The sequence below is a fragment of the Streptomyces sp. ActVer genome (genome assembly GCF_027270795.1).
GTDB classification, from domain to species: domain Bacteria; phylum Actinomycetota; class Actinomycetes; order Streptomycetales; family Streptomycetaceae; genus Streptomyces; species Streptomyces umbrinus_A.
This window is the reverse complement of record NZ_JAPWHT010000206.1, coordinates 1-17,299: the sequence shown is the minus strand read 5'-3', so window position 1 is coordinate 17,299 and position 17,299 is coordinate 1. Positions and strand designations below refer to the sequence as shown.

The following is a 17,299-nucleotide window of genomic DNA, read 5'->3' as shown; positions in this document are numbered from 1 at the left end:
GCCGTCGGCTGGCGCTTCGGCAAGCACAAGCTCGCCCCGCGCATCAGCCCCGGCAAGACGCGCGAGGGCCTGATGGGTCATGGGCTGCCCCTCGGGGGAGGGTGCGGGCGCGGCCGCGGTGCGGGACCGCCGCTCGCTCGTACGGTCGATTGCTTCACCGGCCAGGATAGGCGGGCGGGGTGTACGGCCCCGTCGGGCGTCTCACCTGATGGGCGGCGCCTGTCGTGCGGCCCAGGTGGCATACATCCGTCGACGTACGGAGACATGCGGGTCGACGCGGAGGACATGACACATGCGGATGCGGATTCTTTGTGGGCTGGGTGCGGCTGCCTTGGTGGCCCTGGCCTCTCCGGCTGCGACTGCCACGGCGGCACCGGTCGTGGACGCGGCCCCGGCCGTGGCGCCCGAGGCCGATCTCGCCTATCACGGGCACCTGTCGATGACCGGCGGACGCGTGGACCTGCGGATGACCCCGCAGAACCACGGCCCCTCCGGCATCGCGGAGGCGACCGTGCGGCTGCGGTGGTCGGTGCCGCTCGCGGACGAGCAGGGGCTGCCGGCCGGGTGCGCGCGGACGGAGGTGCGCACGGTGATGTGCCGCACTGGGGCGCTGCCCGCGGACGGGTGGGGGGAGGCGATCACCATGGCCGTACGGCTGAGGGGGGCGCCCTCGGAGGTGACGTTGGGCATCGACACGGTGTGGGGCGGCGGCGCGGTGGACCGCAACCACCACAACGACCGGCAGGAGGTGCTGGTGCTGGACACCGGGGACACGTATGTCTTCTAGGGGCGGCGTGGGGTGTTGGGTGCGGGTGAGTTTCGGCTGAGCGCGCAGTTCCCCGCGCCCCTTGAGGGCCCGGCCGCGCCCTCAGTGCGTGCTCTGGGCGTACGCCGTCGGAGGTACCCCCACCGTCGCTGTGAAGTCGCGGATCAGGTGGGCCTGGTCCGCGTAGCCGAGGTCTGCCGCGAGGGTGGCCCAGTCGGTGGACGGGGTGGACTCGGCGTGCTCCAGGGCCTCGTGGATTCGGTAGCGGAGGATGATCCACTTGGGGCCCACGCCGACGTAGGTGGAGAAGAGGCGCTGCATCGCTCGTACCGTCATGCCCTGGGCGTGGGCGAAGTCGGCGACGCGGCGGATCGTGCGGTCGGTCCGGATGGTGTCGACCAGGGCCATCGCCAGGTCGGCGCGGGGGTCGGGGGCCGGGGCGAGGCCCAGGAGGAACGTGTCGAGCGCGGACACGCGGGCCGTTTCGTCGGGCGGGGTGAGTACGGCGTCGAGGTCGTCCCGGGCGGCGGGGAGGACCTCCGCCAGGGGCAGGCGCCTGCCCGTCCAGTCGGACACCGGGTGCCGCGGTGCGAAGGGGTGGAAGGCGCCCGGCCGGAACTTGATGCCGCACACCCGGCCCCGCCCCTCCAGCTTCTGTGTGAAGAGCCCGAGCTGGATGCCCGCGAACTCCACGAAGGGGTCCTGGCCCTCGAGCTGCTGGAAGACGACGTGGACCGCGGGGTGCGGGACCACATGGGAGACGTACGGCTCGGGGAGGTCCCAGTCGATCAGCCAGTAGTACTCCACGTGGCGGCGGAGGGGCTCGGCGGGTTCGGGGCGGCGGAAGTCCACATGTGCGAGGAACTCCGCGGCGTCGACGATGCCTCTCGTGTCGCGGTCGGTGTCGCGGCTGGTGTCGCGGCTGGTGTCATGGTTTGCGTCACGGCGTGGAGCGGCCATATCGGGATGGTAGGACGGGGCACTGACAGCGGCGCGGGGCGTGTGCGCGCGGGGATGCCCGGGCCCGGGGTCCGGGCACGTCCGGGCACCGGGATGCCCGGGTGCCCGGGGTGGCGGAGGCTGGGAATAGCGCGGCGGGGTCCATCGTTGGCGGGTATAGTTGAAGAGTAAACAACCTGCGGAGGATGAGGCAGCCATGCAGTTCGGGATCTTCACCGTCGGCGACGTCACGCCGGACCCCACCACGGGTCGCGCGCCGTCCGAGCACGAGCGGATCAAGGCCATGGTCGCCATCGCGCAGAAGGCCGAGGAGGTCGGGCTCGACGTCTTCGCGACCGGCGAGCACCACAACCCGCCGTTCGTGCCGTCGTCGCCGACCACCATGCTCGGCTGGATCGCCGCGCGCACCGAGAACCTCGTCCTCTCCACCTCCACCACCCTCATCACCACCAACGACCCGGTGAAGATCGCCGAGGACTTCGCGATGCTCCAGCATCTGGCGGACGGGCGCGTGGACCTGATGATGGGGCGCGGCAACACCGGGCCCGTCTACCCCTGGTTCGGGAAGGACATCAGGCAGGGCATCAACCTCGCCGTCGAGAACTACGCCCTGCTGTACCGGCTGTGGCGCGAGGAAGTCGTCGACTGGGAGGGCAAGTTCCGTACGCCGCTGCAGTCGTTCACCTCGACGCCCCGGCCGCTGGACGGCGTGCCGCCGTTCGTCTGGCACGGCTCGATCCGCTCGCCCGAGATCGCCGAGCAGGCCGCGTACTACGGCGACGGGTTCTTCCACAACAACATCTTCTGGCCGGCCGACCACACCAAGCGGATGGTCGAGCTGTACCGGTCGCGGTACGCGCACTACGGGCACGGCACGGCGGAGCAGGCGATCGTCGGGCTCGGCGGCCAGGTGTTCATGCGCAGGAACTCGCAGGACGCGGTCCGGGAGTTCCGGCCGTACTTCGACAACGCGCCGGTGTACGGGCACGGGCCGTCCCTGGAGGACTTCACCCAGCAGACCCCGCTGACGGTCGGCTCTCCGGAGCAGGTCGTCGAGAAGACGCTGGGCTTCCGGGAGTACGCAGGTGACTACCAGCGTCAGTTGTTCCTCGTGGACCATGCCGGGCTGCCGCTGAAGTCCGTGCTGGAGCAGATCGACATGCTGGGCGAGGAGGTCGTGCCCGTGCTGCGCGAGGAGTTCGCGAAGCGGCGTCCGGCCGGGGTGCCGGAGGCGCCGACGCATGCGTCGCGTGTCGCCGCGTCGGCCGCGGCCGACGCCGGCAAGGAGGTGACCTCGTCATGAAGCTCGTCGTCGTCTCCGCGGGGCTGAGTGTTCCGTCGTCCACGCGGCTGCTGGGCGACCGGCTGGCCAACGCGACTGCCGAGCGCACCTCGGCCGACGTCCAGGTGGTGGAGCTGCGTGACCTCGCGGTCGAGATCGCGCACAACTTCACCAACGGTTTTCCCGGGCCCGCGCTGGGTGCCGCCCTGGAGGCGGTCGCGTCGGCGGACGGGCTGATCGTCGTCACGCCGGTGTTCTCCGCCTCGTACAGCGGTCTGTTCAAGTCCTTCTTCGACGTGCTGGACCCGGACGCGCTGGCCGGGAAGCCGGTGCTGGTCGCTGCGACCGGGGGGTCGGCCCGTCATTCGCTGGTCCTGGAGCATGCGTTGCGGCCGCTGTTCGCGTATCTGCGGGCCGTGGTCGTGCCCACCGGGGTGTACGCGGCTTCGGAGGACTGGGGGGCCGAGGGGCTCGTTGAGCGGATCGGGCGGGCCGCGGGGGAGTTGGCGGGGCTGATGAACGGCCTGGCGGCCGGGCGGTCCGGGGCGGTTCCGGTTTCGTTGCCGACGCATGGCGGGGCGGAGCTCGTGCGGGGTGGTGGGTTCGAGGTTGTTCCGTTCGAGCAGCAGCTTGCCGCGTTGAGGAGCGAGTAGGGCTCGCGTTGTTGCCGCACCGGCCGGCCGGGGGTGCTGGGGGCGTCCTCCGGTCGGCCGGGCGGGTTTTTGGGGTACCCCGGGATTTCTTCGGGGTCGGCCGGTTGTGTTTTGGCTGCGGGGCGGTGGGGGCTTGTCGCGCAGTTCCCCGCGCCTCTGACGGGGCGCGGCCCCGCTCTTCACGGGACGCGTGCCCCTCGGCCGGAGCCGCAGATATCACGACTCCCCTACGAGCCGCCCGCCGTGCGAAAGCGGGCGGCTCGTTGCACCGGGCCGGGAAGCCGGGCGGGCCGGTGCGGGAGCCGGGCGGTCCTGGGGGGCTGGGAACCCATGTGGGCCGCCCGGCGTACTGGGTGTGACGCCCTCGGAGCCCCGGGCGTCACGGTCCTGTGGGTCTTGTGGTGTTGATGGTGGGGGTTCGGGTGGTCGTCGTGCGGCGGAAGCGGTGGGTCTGGCGGCGGGCCCAACCCGCGGCGCGGACCCGGCCGCGGGTCCAGGTGCGGCGGACGCGGGTGGCCCTGAGCTCCGTGAACAGGGCCTCGTAGCGTTCGACGATCGGGTCGGCGTCGTAGCGGTGGGAACTTCGTAGCGCCGCCTCGCCCATTGCCTGCCGTAGCGGGTCGTCCGTGATCAGGTCGAGCATCGCCTCGGCCAGGGAGCGGGCGTCGCCCACGGGGACGAGGCGGCCGTCGACGCCGTCCGTGATGATCTCGGCGGGGCCCAGCGGGCAGTCCGTGCTGATCACCGGCACCCCGCAGCGCATCGCCTCGACCAGGGTCATCCCGAACGACTCCGCGTCCGAGGCCGAGACCACCATCGCCGATCTGGCGAACTCCGCCTCGATCGGCGTACGCGGACCCATCAGGCGGGCGTGCCCGGCCAGGCCCAGGCCGTCGATCAGGTGCTGGAGATGCTCCCGCTCGGGGCCGCCGCCGAAGATCCGCAGCTGCCAGTCGGGTTCCTTCGAGGCGACCGCGGAGAAGGCCTCGATCAGCAGGTCGAAGCGTTTGCCGCGGACCAGACGGCCGGCCGCGGTGATCACCTTCGTGGTCCCGTCCCGGGTGAGGCCCTGCGGCGCGGGCACCATGTTCGGCACCGCGGCGACCCGGACGCCCGGCAGCGGCATCCGCCGCCGGTACACCTCGGCGTCCGCCTCCGTCGTCGTCACCACCGCGTCCAGCGAGCGGTAGGCGCGGGCCAGAACACCCCGCAGCCGCTTGCTGTGCGAGTCGTGCCGCAGATGCTCCTGGGCGATCCGCAGCGCCCGGCGCTGGGCGAACCGGGCCACGTACACGTTGATGCCGGGCCGGGTGCCGATCACCACGTCCGCGTCGCAGGCCGCCAGATAGTCGCCGGCGCGCAGGTCGGTGAGCCGGGTGTACTGCTCGTAGCGCCTGTCGGAGGCGGGGAAGTCGACGGCCGGCCGGCCGTAGGACGGGTCGGTGAGGTCCTGGCTGCCGTCCCGTTCGTCCACCAGCGGGACCACCGTGATCCGCGGGTCGACGGTGAACCTCGGCTCGTCCCGGTGCCGCCTCATCGACACGATCTCCACGTCGTGCCGCCCGGCGAGCGCCGTCGCGAGGTTGAGCGTGGTGCGGACGGTCCCCCCGATGGCGTACGCGTTGTGCAGAAGGAACACGATCCTCATGCGTTCGGTGGTCTCCCTACGTTTCATGCGGTGCGCTGCCTCCCCGTTGCGGCGCTCGCCCCCGGCATCGGGGACACAGTGGCTGGGCGAGGTAAGCCACTGGTCCCGGCAGGGTGAGAGCCGGGTAAGAGGCCCGGCCGTACCCCTCTCCAGCAGGTAGTACGTTCCGCAGGGCTTGGCAGACTGGTCCCGTGCCCCAGAATCTGCTGCTCGCCGAGGACGACCGTGCGATCCGCCATGCCCTGGAGCGGGCCCTGACCCTGGAGGGATACGCGGTCACGGCGGTCGCCGACGGCGTCGAGGCGCTCGCGCAGGCCCACCGCACCCCACCCGACGTGCTCGTTCTCGATGTGATGATGCCGGGCATCGACGGCCTCCAGGTCTGTCGCGTCCTGCGTGCAGAGGGCAACCGCACCCCCATCCTGATGCTCACCGCACTCGTCGAGACCGCGGACCGCATCGCCGGTCTGGACGCCGGCGCCGACGACTACGTGGTAAAGCCGTTCGACGTCGAGGAGGTCTTCGCCCGGCTCCGGGCCCTGCTCCGGCGTACGGGCGCCCCCGTCGACGTACCCAGTGAACCGCCGCGCATGCCCGACGGCCAGATCGCCGCAGCGGGTCTGCGCATCGATCCGCAGGCCCGTCGCGTGTGGCGGGGCCCGCACGAGGTCGAGCTCACCCGCACCGAGTTCGACCTGCTCGAACTGCTCGTCCGCAACGCGGGCATCGTCCTCGACCACACGACCATCTACGACCGCATCTGGGGCTACGACTTCGGGCCCGGCTCCAAGAACCTCGCCGTGTACGTCGGTTATCTGCGGCGCAAGCTCGACGAGCCGGGCGCGCCCTCCCTGATCCACACGGTGCGCGGTGTGGGGTACGTGCTGAGGGAGGACTGAGTGCGGTCCGGCGCGCGCCTGAGGCGGTGGGTGGCCCGGGCCCGGCTGACCTCGCTGCGCACCACCTTCACGGTGTCGTTCGCGGCGGTGGCGGCCGCCGTCACCGTCCTCGTCGGGTTCCTGTCGTACGACGCCGCCGCCCGGCTCGTACGCGTCGACCAGCAGACCGTGTTCGAGGGTGTCGTGCAGGACCTGCTCGACGAGGTGCGCCACAGCGCGCTGACCCCGGCCGACTTCGCCACCGCGGACGCCGACGGCGGCCCGCGCGACGAACTGATCAGGCCGAGCGGCACGGTCGTGCAGGTCCTCGGACCGGACGCGTCGGTCGTCGACCGGGGCCATCCGCCGCTGCCCGTCGGCGCCGACGACAAGCGGACCGCGGCCGCGCGGCAGGCCGGTCAACTGGTGGAACACCGTGACGTCGACGTCGGCGACGGTATGTACCGGGTGGCCACCGTCTCGCTCGGCGACGGGCTGGGCGCGGTGCAGATCGCGCAGGAGTTCAGCGACACCGAGGACCTGCTGCGCGAACTCCAGCAGCGGACCGTGCTGCTGGTGGGCGCCGTCGTGATCGCCGCCGGTCTCTTCGGCTGGTGGCTGGCCCGGCGCATCACCTCGCGGCTCGTCCGGCTCGCCGGTGCCGCGGAGGACGTGGCGCGCACCGGTCGGCTCGGCATCCAGGTGCCGGTCGCCGGGTACGACGAGGTGGCGCGGCTCGGCCGCTCCTTCGACCGCATGCTGGGCCGCCTCGCCCAGTCCGAGGAGGACCAGCGGCGCCTCGTCCAGGACGCGGGCCATGAACTCCGTACGCCCCTGACCTCGTTGCGCACCAACATCTCGATGCTCCGCCGGATCGACGAACTGCCGCCCGCCGCCCGTGGGGAACTGGTCGCCGACCTCGCCCAGGAGTCCCGCGAACTCACCGACCTGGTCAACGAGTTGGTCGACCTCGCGGCCGGCCAGTCGGACCGGGAGCCGCTCCAGCGGGTGGCCGTCGCCGACATCGCCGAGGACGTGGCGGTGGCGGCGAGGCGGCGGACGGGCCGGGCCGTCACCGTGCGGGTGTCCGGCGACACGGTGGTCGACGGCCGGCCCGGCGCGCTGCAGCGGGCGCTGTCCAACCTCGTGGACAACGCGGCGAAGTTCGACCGGGGCGGGGGCGAGCCGATCGACATCGTGGTCACGGGAGTCGGAACGCCTGGAGCGAGCGCCGGTGCCGACGTGGGCGCCGCCGTCCGCGTCGAGGTTCTCGACCGTGGGCCCGGTATCGCGGAGGAGGACCTCGACCGGGTCTTCGACCGCTTCTACCGCGCGCCGGACGCCCGGAGCCTGCCCGGCTCCGGGCCCGGACTGTCCATCGTCCGCGAGGTGGCGGCCGCCCACGGCGGAGACCCGTTCGCCCGGCGCCGGGAGGGCGGGGGGTCCGCGATCGGGTTCACGGTGGGCCGGGGCGGGGGCGGCGAGGACTGAGACGTCCGCGTACGCCTCCGGACCACTGCCGGCCCCGAGCACTCCTCCGCGAGCCCCTCCTGGCGCCCGGCCGAGCGTTCCTCCGAAAGCCCCCTACCAGCCCTCCTGCAACTCGTCGTCCTCGCCCGCCTCCAGGAGGGTCGCCGCCGCGCCGACTACCCGCGGGTCCGGCTTTCCGACCACCTCGTCGTCCTTGCCCGTGTAGTCGAAGCGGGCCAGCACACTGCGCATGGCCTCCACGCGGGCCCGCTTCTTGTCGTTGCTCTTCACCACGGTCCACGGGGCCTGCTCGGTGTCCGTCTCGCGGAACATGGCGACCTTGGCGGCGGTGTAGTCGTCCCAGAGGTCCAGGGACGCGACGTCCATGGGGCTGAGCTTCCACCAGGAGGCCTGAGAGGGTGTCCCAGCCTCCTGTCGGCCGGGGCGAATCTAATCCTGTCGGCACGGCGAGGAGCAGCGGCACCTGGGAATGCCTAACCGTCAGTCCCCCGTACCTTCATTGTCCTTGGCGCTCTGGAGCATGTGGAGGACTTGGGCGTGCAGGGAGCGGTGCTCGTGCTCGGCGAGGGCCTTCAGCCAAGCGTGAAGTTCATCGGGGAGCCTCAGCGTGATCTGTTTCATTCCGCCACGGTACCCGCTCTGTGATGGTATTTTGATGGCATGTCACGGTTTCGAATGTACCCGACGAGTGCGCAGGAGTCCCAGCTCCTGGATCACTGCGCGCATGCCCGGTACGTGTGGAACTTGGCCGTCCAGCAGCACGCGCACTGGGCCAGGGGCAAGAAGTCGGCGCCCGGTTTCGCCGAGCAGTGCCGCCAGCTCACCGAGGCCCGGCGGGAGAACGAGTGGCTGCGCGCCGGAAACGCCGACGTGCAGCAGCAGGCCCTCCAGGACTTCGCGAGGGCCAAGCAGGCCCGCTTCGCCTCCGGCTTCGGTGAGCCGACCTGGCGGAAGAAGTACCGGCACGAAGGATTCCGGGTGATCGGAACCGACCGCGTAACGGCTTTTGAGGAGGACGGGACGCCCCTGCTCAACAGCAAGGGCAAGCAGGTGATGAGTCGCAGTGTCGTGGTGCAGAAGCTCAACCGGCGCTGGGCGCAGGCCAAGGTGCCCGGCTGCGGTTGGGTGCGGTTCCGTCTCACGCGCCCCGAGCTGCCCGAGGCGAAGACGTTCCGGGTCACCTTCCGCAACGGGCAGTGGCACATTGCCTTCGCCGTCGTCCCCGAACCCATCGGAGCGCCCTGTACGGGCGAGGTCATCGGCGTCGACCGGGGTGTGAAGATCACCGCCGCGCTGTCAGACGGTCGCACTCTGAACTGCCCGCAGCTCACTGTCAGGGAACGCGCCCAGATCCGCAAGCACCAGCGCCGAGCCTCCCGCGCCCCCAAAGGAAGCCCGGAGAAGACGGCCGAGTACGCCAAGGTTTCCCGGCTCAAGGCCCGCGAGGTGAACCGGCGCAAGGATTGGTGCGAGAAGACCTCGACCATGCTCGCCCGGACTTGTGACGTGATCCGGTTCGAGAAGCTGAACATCAAGAACATGACGGCCTCCGCCAAGGGCACCGCAGAGCAGCCCGGATGGAACGTCCGGCAGAAGGCCGGACTGAACCGGGCCGTCCTCGCCCAGGGATGGGGCCTGCTGAGGCAGCGCACCGAGCACAAAGCCCCCGGCCGGGTCGAGGACGTCCCGGCCCCGTACACGTCCCTGCGATGCAGCGCCTGCGGATGGATCGAGAAGAACTCGCGCAAGAGCCAAGCCGAGTTCGTCTGCGTATCCTGCGGGTTCGCGTGCAACGCGGACACCAATGCAGCAGTCAACGTCGCGGCAGGGCATGCCGGAGGGGTGACACCACGCCAGCGGTCGAGTGCCCGTGAACCTCAGCCCGCCTGGGCTGGAATCCCCCTTGTTCACGAGGAGGAGGATGTCAATGCCGTACGGGGTCGACCTGCTGGCCTGCTGGATCGTGAAGCGCGCACGCTGCTCGCCCCGCGACACCGAGAATCAGATCTTCATCAGGTCCACGCTGTCGTCGACGCACATCCGCTCGAAGGCTGCCGTTGAGCCACCGGTATGCGTCGTCTGTACAAGAGACCCATCACCTGCTCCACGTCCGCCCGCCTGCCGCGGAGCGGCTGTAGACGCATCAGCCCAGGACCCGTCGAAGAGTACGATGCCGCCGGAGATCGTCTTCGCCACCTCGGTGGACAGGAACGCGCCGACGACGTTCAGTACGCCGCTGATCAGAACCGCCGTTCTGGGCCGCAGCGCGCCGGTGGCGATGGAGGTCGCCATCGCGTTCGCCGTGTCGTGGAAGCCGTTGGTGAAGTCGAAGGCGAGGGCCGTGACGATGACGACGGCCACAAGGAACGTGATGTGGTCCATGCCGTCGATGCAAGCAAGTCGAGGCGTACGGGCGGCGAAGCGGAGGCAAAGGGTACGCATGCGTGTGGTCATGCACCCCACAAGTCCGCTGTTCCGGGCGGTGCGGAGCCCGGAACCGCCTCCAGGACCGGGGTTTGCCTTCGGCCGGAACGGGTTTTCCCTCCCGGACAGGTGTCGCTGAGTACACCCCCCGATACGGGTTCTGCGCCCAATGTGCCCGCTCCGCCTTCTCCGTAGCGTCTTTCGCGGGGCACAGGAAGTGCCCGGACAGCGGGGCACGGACGGTGCCCGACGGAGGCTGATGACGATGTTTCGCCGAACCGATCGACGCAACCACGAGCACGGCACGGGCCCCGCCGCCGAGGCGCTGCGGCTGGTGAAGGTCACCAAGACCTACGGGGGCGAGGAGAACGCGGTGACCGCCCTCGACGGGGTGACGCTCGCCCTGCCGCGCGGCACGTTCACCGCGGTGATGGGGCCCTCGGGCTCCGGCAAGTCCACGCTGCTGCAGTGCGCGGCCGGTCTCGACCGGCCCGACAGCGGCATCGCCGTGGTCGACGGCGCCGAGATGACCGGTGGCACCGAGGCCGAGTTGACGAAGTTCCGGCGCAACCGGATCGGCTTCGTCTTCCAGCAGTACAACCTGCTGGACACCCTCACCGTCGCCCAGAACACGATCCTGCCGCTCAAGCTCGCCCGCCGCCGCGTCAACCGGGCCCGGGTGGAGGAGATCCTCACCGCCGTCGGCCTCGGCGACCGCCTCGGCCACCGGCCCGACCAGCTCTCCGGCGGCCAGCGCCAGCGCGTCGCCATCGCCCGAGCCCTGGTCACCGAGCCGAGCGTGATCTTCGCCGACGAACCGACCGGCGCCCTCGACACCCGCAGCGCGCGGGACGTCCTGCGGCTCCTCCAGGAGGCGGTACGGGTCCACGGCCATACGGTCGTCATGGTGACCCACGACCCGGTGGCGGCCTCGTACGCCGACTCGGTGCTGTTCCTCGCGGACGGCAGGCTCGCCGGTGAGATGTACCGGCCGACCGCGGACGCGGTGGCCGAGCGCCTCGCGCACCTCGGCGACGACGTGATGGCGGGGGTGTGACCGTCATGTTCGCTCTGGCCCTGCGCTCCATCCGCCGACGCCCCGGTCGTTTCGGCGCGACGCTGCTGTCCGCCTTCCTGGGCGCGGCGATCATCATGACCTTCAACTCGATGCACGACACGGCGGGCGCCAAGGGCGTCGACTCCACCAGCGCGGAGAGCCTCTCCACCGCGGCGGGCGTCGTCGGCGGCTACGGCACCCTGCTGGTGTTCTTCGCCGTCGCCTCGACCCTGACGGTGAACGTCCGTCAACGCTCCGCCGAGATCGAGCTGTTGCGCTGCTCCGGTGCGACCCCCGCACAGATCAAGCGGATGGTCGTGGGGGAGTCGGTGGCTGTCTCCCTGGTGGGCGCGCTGCTGGCGATCGGTCCCGCGATGCTCGGCGGCCGGCTGCTGCTCGACCTCTTCCAGGACAGCGGGCAGGTCGCCGAGTCCGTCGACTACACCTTCGGGTCCGTCGCGCTGCTCTCGGGCATCGACATCACGGTCCTCGCGGCGGCGGGCGCGGCGTTCCTCGCGGTGCGCCGGGCCACCCGGAAGACCGGGCCCCGGGGCAGGGGACGGACGTTCTTCGTCCGCGCCGCCCTGGTCCTCGGCGGCCTGTCGGTCTGCTCCACCTTCGCGTTCTCCTCGACCGCAGCCGCGCTGATGGCACCGGCCGCGTACGGCGCGATCCTGCTCGCGGTCGGCTTCGCGCTGCTCTCGCCGAAGCTGCTGAGGGCCCTGCTCGACCGGCTTCCGCCGACGGGCCCGAGCGGCTACCTCGCCGTACGCACGATGCGGGAGCGTGCCGCGCAGCTGTCCGGGGTCCTCATGCCGCTGATCCTCTTCACCGGCATGGCGACGGCGACCCTCTACATGCAGGCCGTCGAGAACGACGCCATCGACGCCTCCGGGGTCCCGAAGTCCATCGACGCCAAGAACCTCGAAACCCTGAACCTCGTGGTCGTCGGCATCATCGTGGTCTTCTCCTGCATCATGCTGATCAACTCGCTGTACGCGGCGACGACCTACCGGCGCCGGGAGTTCGGCCAGCAGCGGCTGGCGGGGGCGACCCCGGGTCAGGTCCTCGGGATGATCGGCATCGAGTCCCTCGTCCTCACGGTGACGGGTGTCTTCTTCGGCACGGCGGCCGGGCTCGCCGGGATCATCCCCTTCACGATGGTCCGCACGGACTCCGTCCTCCCGGACGAAGGCCTGGGGATCTGGTTCGGGATCGTGGGGGTCGCGGGGGCGGCGGTGTTCGTGACCAGCCTGGTGACGGCCCGGCGGGCGCTCCGGACACCGGCGGTCGGAGCGGTTTCGCTGGCCGCGTGACGCTCCGCCGGGTGGGCGGTTCTTCGGGTGCGGGTGGGTGGGGGCTGATCGCGCAGTTCCCCGCGCCCCCTGAAGACAAAGGCCAGGGCTACCGCCCCGGCCTTTGTCTTCAGGGGGCGGTAGCCCTGGTTTTTTGCTTTCAGGGGGCGGTAGCCCTTGCATTTAAGGGGCGCGGGGAACTGCGCGACCAGCCCCCACCGGCCCGCACCCGAAGAACCACATGCCCACCGGAGACGTTCAGGCCCCCGCGCTCCACCGTCCCAGCACCGGCTCCGTCACCGTGCGCGCCGCAAAGCACAGTGTCTGGCCGTGCTGTGCGAACAGCGCGTCGCGGGAGTCGAAGTGACCGAGGTCCGTCTGGACCTGGGCCGACAGATCGCAGTCCCCACCCGTGGCGCCGCAGGCAGTCGCACCGCCCCAGTCGACCGTCGTACGGGCCACCGCGTCGAAGAGGGTCTCACCGCCCCGGTTGGTGAACCCGCCGTCGCCGCCGGCGTTCCCGAACAGCTCGCCGATCGGCACCCACGCGCCCTCCAGCCGGAACTCCGGCCAGGCCAGCAGCACCTGCTCGGGCACCAGCGGCTTCAGCCGGGGGAACCTCGGATACCAGAAGACGCCGTCGACGAGCAGGCCCCGTACCCGCGTGCGGATGCCCACGGCACGGGCGACCGCCTCAAGGACCGCCATCCGCTGACTGCACGAACCGCGCCCCAGCCGCAGTGTCGTCGAGACCCGCCGCCGGTCCTCCACGGAGTACACCGGCCGGATCTCCCGCGCGACGATCCCGTGCGCCACGCGCAGCGTCTCGGATGCGGAGGCCCGCCCCCGGACCCGGTTCACCAGGGCCGTGACCGCCGGATCCGCCCAGTCCAGGATCTCGGTGGCCCGCGTCGAACCCCGTACCTCCGGTGGCCGGGCCACCCGCCGTACGCCCGACCGTGCAGCGCGTCCGGCGCTCCGGTACGGCATCAGCAACCGGCTGGTCATGGTCGCCCACCCCCGCATCTCTCCACGACTTCCGCCATCATCACACGCCCCCTCCGGCCGGTCCGGGGCGATGGCACACGGCCGTGCGACCGCCCCGCACCCGCCCGCGGCACCGGGGTCGGCGCGCGAAGTGCGAAATGCCGTACGTATCTTGGAGATTGGACCTTGATCGGTGAATCTTGAACCTTATGTTTGTGCGTGTCCGTACACGCCTTGGATGAGAAGACGGTGCCCATGACCGACCACGAGAGCTCGACCGGCCCGGCGGCGAGGCAGAGAATCGACACCTCCGTGCCGCACTCGGCGCGGATCTGGAACTACTGGCTGGGTGGCAAGGACAACTACCCCGTGGACGAGGAGGCCGGCGACGCGTACACCGCTGTCTTCCCCGGCATCGTGACCATCGCCCGCAGCAGCCGCGCCTTCCTCGGCCGCAGCATCCGTCATCTGGTGGAGGAGGCGGGCGTCCGGCAGTTCCTGGACGTCGGTACGGGCCTGCCGACCGTCGACAACACCCACGAGGTCGCCCAGCGCCTCGCGCCGGAGTCCAGGATCGTCTACGTCGACAACGACCCGCTGGTCCTCGCCCACGCGCGCGTCCTGCTCACCTCCTCGAAGGAGGGGGCCACCGACTACGTGGACTCCAGCCTCTACGAGCCGGACCTCATCCTGGCGGAGGCCGCCCGGACCCTGGACCTCTCCCGCCCGACCGCCCTGATCCTCAGCGGCATCCTCGGCCACGTCGGCGACTACGACCAGGCCCGCACCCTCGTACGGGCCCTCGTGGACGGCCTCCCGTCGGGCAGCTACCTGTGCATCAACGACGGCTCCCGCGGCACGGACCCGGCGTACGAGGCGGCCCAGGACGGCTACAACGAGACCGGCGCGGTCCCGTACTTCCTGCGTCCCGTCTCCCAGATCGAGGCGTTCTTCGAGGGCCTCGAACTCGTCGAGCCCGGGGTCGTCTCGGTCCCGCTCTGGCACCCGGAGAAGTCGGACACGGCCCCGACGCCGATCGGCCAGCACGGGGGCCTGGGCCGCAAGCCCTGACGATTGCACGGACACTCAATCACCCAGGCGGCCGCCTCCCACGGGAAGCGGCCGCCTGGCTGCGTACAGGGCGCGCGTATCGGGACGCGGGGGCGTTACGACTTCACTCCGGCCACCTCCGTGACCTCGGCCTGACCGCTGTCGCCCGTGTCCCCGGCCGGCGACACGGCCTGCGCGGCCGTCCGCTGCCGCGGGAGGAAGGCGGCGAGAACCAGCGCCAGGAGCGCCGCACCCGCACCGATCGCCATGACCACCTTGAAGCCGTTCTCGGACGGCAGCGCGAACGAGTCGAAGTCCGTGGTCATCTGCGCCAGTACGACACCGGCGACGGCGCTCGCGAACGACGTACCGATGGACCGCATCAGGGTGTTGAGGCTGTTGGCGGCGGCCGTCTCGGAGGCGGGCACCGCGCCCATGATCAGCGCGGGCATCGCGCCGTAGGCGAAGCCGACACCGGCGCCGATGACGCAGGAGACCAGGATGAGGTGCCAGACCTCGGACATCAGCAGGATGTTCAGGCCGTAGCCGGCGGCGACGATGACGGCACCCGTCATCAGGGTGATCTTCGGGCCCTTGGTCCTGGTGATCGCGGCGGAGACCGGCGCCATCGCCATCATCACCAGACCCTGCGGGGCCAGCACCAGGCCGACGGTCATCATGGACTTGCCGAGGCCGTAGCCGGTCTGCTCGGGCAGTTGGAGCAGCTGCGGCAGCACCAGCGACATCGCGAACATCGAGAAACCGAACGCGATCGAGGCGAGGTTGGTGAACAGCACCTGCCGATGCCTCTCAACGCCGCCTCCGCCCCTCTCCTCGACCTCGCCCGAGAGGTTCGCCCGCGAACAGGGCCGCGGAGAGCTGCCCGACACCGCCGTCGGCGGCGCCGGCGACGCCAACTTCGTCGCCGCGCTCGGTCTGCCGGTGCTCTGCGGCATGGGCGCGGTCGGGCACGGCGCCCACGCCCAGGGCGAGTTCATCTACCCGGACACGGTGCCGGCCCAGACGGTCCTGGTCGCGGGCCTGCTCATCCGCCTGACACAGCCACTGCGCGGCTGAACCCGGCAACGACCCACACCTGTGGGCGGGGGCCTCGGTGCCCTCGCCCGGACTCATGTGCCTTCAAGGGGCCCGTCACCCTGACGGCCCCTCCCGGAACATGACGAGGGCGGAGCCCGAAAGCTCCGCCCGATTCGCAGATAACCCAGTTCAGGTCAGGGCCACACCAGGCAGTACGGCTGGTGCCCCGCCTCGTGCAACCGGTGGCTGAAGTCCTGCCACTCGTGCAGCGATTGGGGGCGGGAGGGCGTTGACCTGGGGCTTCTCGGTGGGATGTGCGTTGACCTGGGAAAACTCCTCTCGGTAGTTCTCACGGGTCAACGCCGTTTCCCAGGCTCATGTGCCCTGGATGTGCCCCGGCCGCCTACAAGGCGAGCGGCTTGGAGAGCAGGATCGGCGTCTGACGCAGACCCTCCAGTACCAAGTGGGGAATCACTTCGAGCGTGGCGTCCAGGGCGTACTCCAGGGCTGCGGCGTCGGGGGATTTGTCGATGTCCAAGGCGTCGGTCCATTGGCGGGGCTGGTAGCGGGCCAGCATGGAGAAGCTGTAGAGGAGCAGCCACCAGGACATCAGCGGTGTCGGTGGTGCTGTGCTGGGTTCGAACGCCGGCCGCAGGTGGCGGTCCTCGTTGAAGCGGTAGACAGGGGCCCGGGCGTCGAAGAGCTCCGCGATCTCTCCTGTCTGCATGCCCCTTTTCGGGGCCAGCCAGCAGAGCTCGACGGAGAAGCGGCGGGCGCGCGCCTCTCTGAATGCCTCCTCCTCGCCACCCCACGGCTCTGAGCCCTCCAGGCCCGGGTACTTGGTAATAAAGTCCTGCAGCCACGCTTTGCGGTTTGGCCGTGAGGGCATTTCCTCGTTCACCCAGGCAGTCGCGCAAAGGAATTCAGCGGACTCAGCGATATGGTCGGCCGACCAGACGTCTGTGGCTTCGGTAGATGTGCGGCGGTCCGCCATGAGCTCGACCGCAAGGATGTCGTTCGTTCCTTCGAGGGGGATCTCCGCGAGCTCAGGGAGCGAGTTCCACAAGGCCCCGAGAGTGATGGCGTCCGTCGTGCGCTCGGATCCTGTGGCGTCGGACACCGCCTGGAAGGCCCCACGCCCTCGGGCCGGACGGCGATGTCAGGAACGCCGCGCTTCATGTCTGGGATCTTCAGGCCGTGCTTGTCGAAGGTCCATGTTCCTTCTGCATGGGCAGCCGTTATTGCCAGCCCGGCCTGGACGAGGCCGTAGTACAGGTTGATGGGGCGAGTGGCGGGTGAGACGACCTCCGCCGCCTTCATCTGTTCCTCGAACTGTTGCAGTGCGGCGGAGAAGGTTTTCCTTCTGGCGGCTGAATCCTGGAGCTTGGTTTTCTCAGTCAGGCTTGTGCGGCAGTGTCGCAGCCCGAGGCGAATCGCTGTTGTCCCGTCCATGTGCTCCCGCTTTCTTCTCTGCGGGACAGTGTGCCTGGCTGTGGGTGCGGACGTGAGGGCAAGACGGAATTGGGATAGATGATCAATTCCAAGTGATGCCTGCAGGGGGTGTGGGGTGGGCGGCGGCCGAAGCCACCGCGAGACGGTCAGGCGGCGGGCTGCCGGCCCTGGTTGTCGAGGTGGCAGCGGGCGGTCAGGCGTCAGGGTCGACTTCGGGGTGCGTGAACCGCATGGGCTTGCTCAGCGACCGGGCGTAGGCGATTTCGGCTCGGGTGCTGTCTCCGATGTAGTCGCCGACTACGAGCACCTCATCAGCGA

At 70.4% G+C, this 17,299-nt stretch carries 14 protein-coding genes and 5 pseudogenes; 11 read left to right on the top strand and 8 right to left on the bottom strand.

What is annotated here, in order from left to right; translation table 11 throughout:
• Positions 1 to 78: pseudogene (locus O3Q52_RS29310) on the top strand (phosphatidate cytidylyltransferase); the annotation flags it as partial.
• Positions 79 to 298: 220 nt separating this feature from the next.
• Entirely contained in the window at positions 299 to 787 is a 489-nt protein-coding gene (locus O3Q52_RS29305; protein ID WP_269651703.1) for a hypothetical protein, read from the top strand.
• A gap of 81 nt (positions 788 to 868) precedes the next feature.
• Here O3Q52_RS29305 and O3Q52_RS29300 read toward each other — a convergent pair whose 3' ends face one another.
• Positions 869 to 1,726: an AraC family transcriptional regulator gene (locus O3Q52_RS29300; RefSeq protein ID WP_269651700.1), complete on the bottom strand. Its 858-nt coding sequence runs from the start codon at positions 1,724 to 1,726 to the stop codon at positions 869 to 871.
• A 196-nt stretch (positions 1,727 to 1,922) separates the two neighbouring features.
• Between O3Q52_RS29300 and O3Q52_RS29295 the strand changes: the two genes are divergently transcribed.
• Both O3Q52_RS29295 and O3Q52_RS29290 read left to right on the top strand, forming a co-directional pair.
• Entirely contained in the window at positions 1,923 to 3,029 is a 1,107-nt protein-coding gene (locus O3Q52_RS29295) for an LLM class flavin-dependent oxidoreductase (protein WP_269651699.1), read from the top strand.
• Entirely contained in the window at positions 3,026 to 3,661 is a 636-nt protein-coding gene (locus tag O3Q52_RS29290; protein WP_269651698.1) for an FMN reductase, read from the top strand. The genes O3Q52_RS29295 and O3Q52_RS29290 overlap by 4 nt, the downstream gene beginning before the upstream one ends.
• Positions 3,662 to 4,040: 379 nt before the next feature.
• Here the strand turns inward: O3Q52_RS29290 and O3Q52_RS29285 are convergent, their stop codons facing one another.
• Complete coding sequence (locus O3Q52_RS29285; protein ID WP_269651702.1) at positions 4,041 to 5,309, bottom strand: glycosyltransferase family 4 protein; 1,269 nt, start codon at positions 5,307 to 5,309, stop codon at positions 4,041 to 4,043.
• A 191-nt stretch (positions 5,310 to 5,500) separates the two neighbouring features.
• Between O3Q52_RS29285 and O3Q52_RS29280 the strand changes: the two genes are divergently transcribed.
• Both O3Q52_RS29280 and O3Q52_RS29275 read left to right on the top strand, forming a co-directional pair.
• A complete protein-coding gene (locus tag O3Q52_RS29280) occupies positions 5,501 to 6,208 on the top strand; it encodes a response regulator transcription factor (protein ID WP_055610892.1) in 708 nt (235 codons plus the stop codon).
• Positions 6,209 to 7,678, top strand: a complete 1,470-nt coding sequence (locus O3Q52_RS29275; protein WP_269651697.1) for a HAMP domain-containing sensor histidine kinase — start codon at positions 6,209 to 6,211, stop codon at positions 7,676 to 7,678.
• A gap of 93 nt (positions 7,679 to 7,771) precedes the next feature.
• Here O3Q52_RS29275 and O3Q52_RS29270 read toward each other — a convergent pair.
• Positions 7,772 to 8,059: pseudogene (locus tag O3Q52_RS29270) on the bottom strand (polyphosphate kinase 2); the annotation flags it as partial.
• Between the two features lie 99 nt (positions 8,060 to 8,158).
• Positions 8,159 to 8,299 carry an Arc family DNA-binding protein gene (locus O3Q52_RS29265; protein WP_269651696.1) on the bottom strand — a complete coding sequence of 47 codons (141 nt, stop codon included), beginning with the start codon at positions 8,297 to 8,299 and terminating at the stop codon, positions 8,159 to 8,161.
• 39 nt (positions 8,300 to 8,338) lie between these two features.
• Here O3Q52_RS29265 and O3Q52_RS29260 point away from each other — a divergent pair, with 39 nt between their 5' ends.
• Positions 8,339 to 9,739 carry a transposase gene (locus O3Q52_RS29260; RefSeq protein WP_269651695.1) on the top strand — a complete coding sequence of 467 codons (1,401 nt, stop codon included), beginning with the start codon at positions 8,339 to 8,341 and terminating at the stop codon, positions 9,737 to 9,739.
• Between the two features lie 105 nt (positions 9,740 to 9,844).
• Here O3Q52_RS29260 and O3Q52_RS29255 read toward each other — a convergent pair.
• Positions 9,845 to 10,060: pseudogene (locus O3Q52_RS29255) on the bottom strand (inorganic phosphate transporter); the annotation flags it as partial.
• A 307-nt stretch (positions 10,061 to 10,367) separates the two neighbouring features.
• On the opposite strand from O3Q52_RS29255, the gene O3Q52_RS29250 reads away from it, so the two are divergent.
• Together O3Q52_RS29250 and O3Q52_RS29245 are read left to right on the top strand one after the other, a co-directional pair.
• A complete protein-coding gene (locus O3Q52_RS29250) occupies positions 10,368 to 11,159 on the top strand; it encodes an ABC transporter ATP-binding protein (RefSeq protein ID WP_269651701.1) in 792 nt (263 codons plus the stop codon).
• Between the two features lie 5 nt (positions 11,160 to 11,164).
• Positions 11,165 to 12,475: an FtsX-like permease family protein gene (locus O3Q52_RS29245; RefSeq protein ID WP_269651694.1), complete on the top strand. Its 1,311-nt coding sequence runs from the start codon at positions 11,165 to 11,167 to the stop codon at positions 12,473 to 12,475.
• A gap of 237 nt (positions 12,476 to 12,712) precedes the next feature.
• On the opposite strand, the gene O3Q52_RS29240 is transcribed toward O3Q52_RS29245, so the two are convergent.
• Positions 12,713 to 13,462, bottom strand: a complete 750-nt coding sequence (locus O3Q52_RS29240) for a transglutaminase domain-containing protein (RefSeq protein ID WP_269651693.1) — start codon at positions 13,460 to 13,462, stop codon at positions 12,713 to 12,715.
• A gap of 234 nt (positions 13,463 to 13,696) precedes the next feature.
• Here O3Q52_RS29240 and O3Q52_RS29235 point away from each other — a divergent pair, with 234 nt between their 5' ends.
• A complete protein-coding gene (locus O3Q52_RS29235) occupies positions 13,697 to 14,512 on the top strand; it encodes an SAM-dependent methyltransferase (RefSeq protein WP_269651692.1) in 816 nt (271 codons plus the stop codon).
• 95 nt (positions 14,513 to 14,607) lie between these two features.
• Here the strand turns inward: O3Q52_RS29235 and O3Q52_RS29230 are convergent.
• Positions 14,608 to 15,291, bottom strand: a pseudogene (locus O3Q52_RS29230) (MFS transporter); the annotation flags it as partial.
• Between O3Q52_RS29230 and O3Q52_RS29225 the strand changes: the two are divergent.
• Positions 15,292 to 15,568: pseudogene (locus tag O3Q52_RS29225) on the top strand (M20/M25/M40 family metallo-hydrolase); the annotation flags it as partial.
• A gap of 364 nt (positions 15,569 to 15,932) precedes the next feature.
• On the opposite strand, the gene O3Q52_RS29220 reads toward O3Q52_RS29225, so the two are convergent.
• Positions 15,933 to 16,418, bottom strand: coding sequence for a hypothetical protein (locus O3Q52_RS29220; RefSeq protein ID WP_269651691.1), 486 nt, complete (start codon positions 16,416 to 16,418; stop codon positions 15,933 to 15,935).
• Positions 16,419 to 17,299 lie beyond the last annotated feature (881 nt).

Coding starts and splice junctions, on each gene's coding strand:
- O3Q52_RS29305 (WP_269651703.1), top strand. CDS start 299: ATGCGGATTCTTTGTGGGCTGGGTGCGGCTGCCTTGGTGGCCCTGGCC.
- O3Q52_RS29300 (WP_269651700.1), bottom strand. CDS start 1,726: ATGGCCGCTCCACGCCGTGACGCAAACCATGACACCAGCCGCGACACC.
- O3Q52_RS29295 (WP_269651699.1), top strand. CDS start 1,923: ATGCAGTTCGGGATCTTCACCGTCGGCGACGTCACGCCGGACCCCACC.
- O3Q52_RS29290 (WP_269651698.1), top strand. CDS start 3,026: ATGAAGCTCGTCGTCGTCTCCGCGGGGCTGAGTGTTCCGTCGTCCACG.
- O3Q52_RS29285 (WP_269651702.1), bottom strand. CDS start 5,309: ATGAGGATCGTGTTCCTTCTGCACAACGCGTACGCCATCGGGGGGACC.
- O3Q52_RS29265 (WP_269651696.1), bottom strand. CDS start 8,299: ATGAAACAGATCACGCTGAGGCTCCCCGATGAACTTCACGCTTGGCTG.
- O3Q52_RS29260 (WP_269651695.1), top strand. CDS start 8,339: ATGTCACGGTTTCGAATGTACCCGACGAGTGCGCAGGAGTCCCAGCTC.
- O3Q52_RS29250 (WP_269651701.1), top strand. CDS start 10,368: ATGTTTCGCCGAACCGATCGACGCAACCACGAGCACGGCACGGGCCCC.
- O3Q52_RS29245 (WP_269651694.1), top strand. CDS start 11,165: ATGTTCGCTCTGGCCCTGCGCTCCATCCGCCGACGCCCCGGTCGTTTC.
- O3Q52_RS29240 (WP_269651693.1), bottom strand. CDS start 13,462: ATGACCAGCCGGTTGCTGATGCCGTACCGGAGCGCCGGACGCGCTGCA.
- O3Q52_RS29235 (WP_269651692.1), top strand. CDS start 13,697: ATGACCGACCACGAGAGCTCGACCGGCCCGGCGGCGAGGCAGAGAATC.
- O3Q52_RS29220 (WP_269651691.1), bottom strand. CDS start 16,418: ATGCCCTCACGGCCAAACCGCAAAGCGTGGCTGCAGGACTTTATTACC.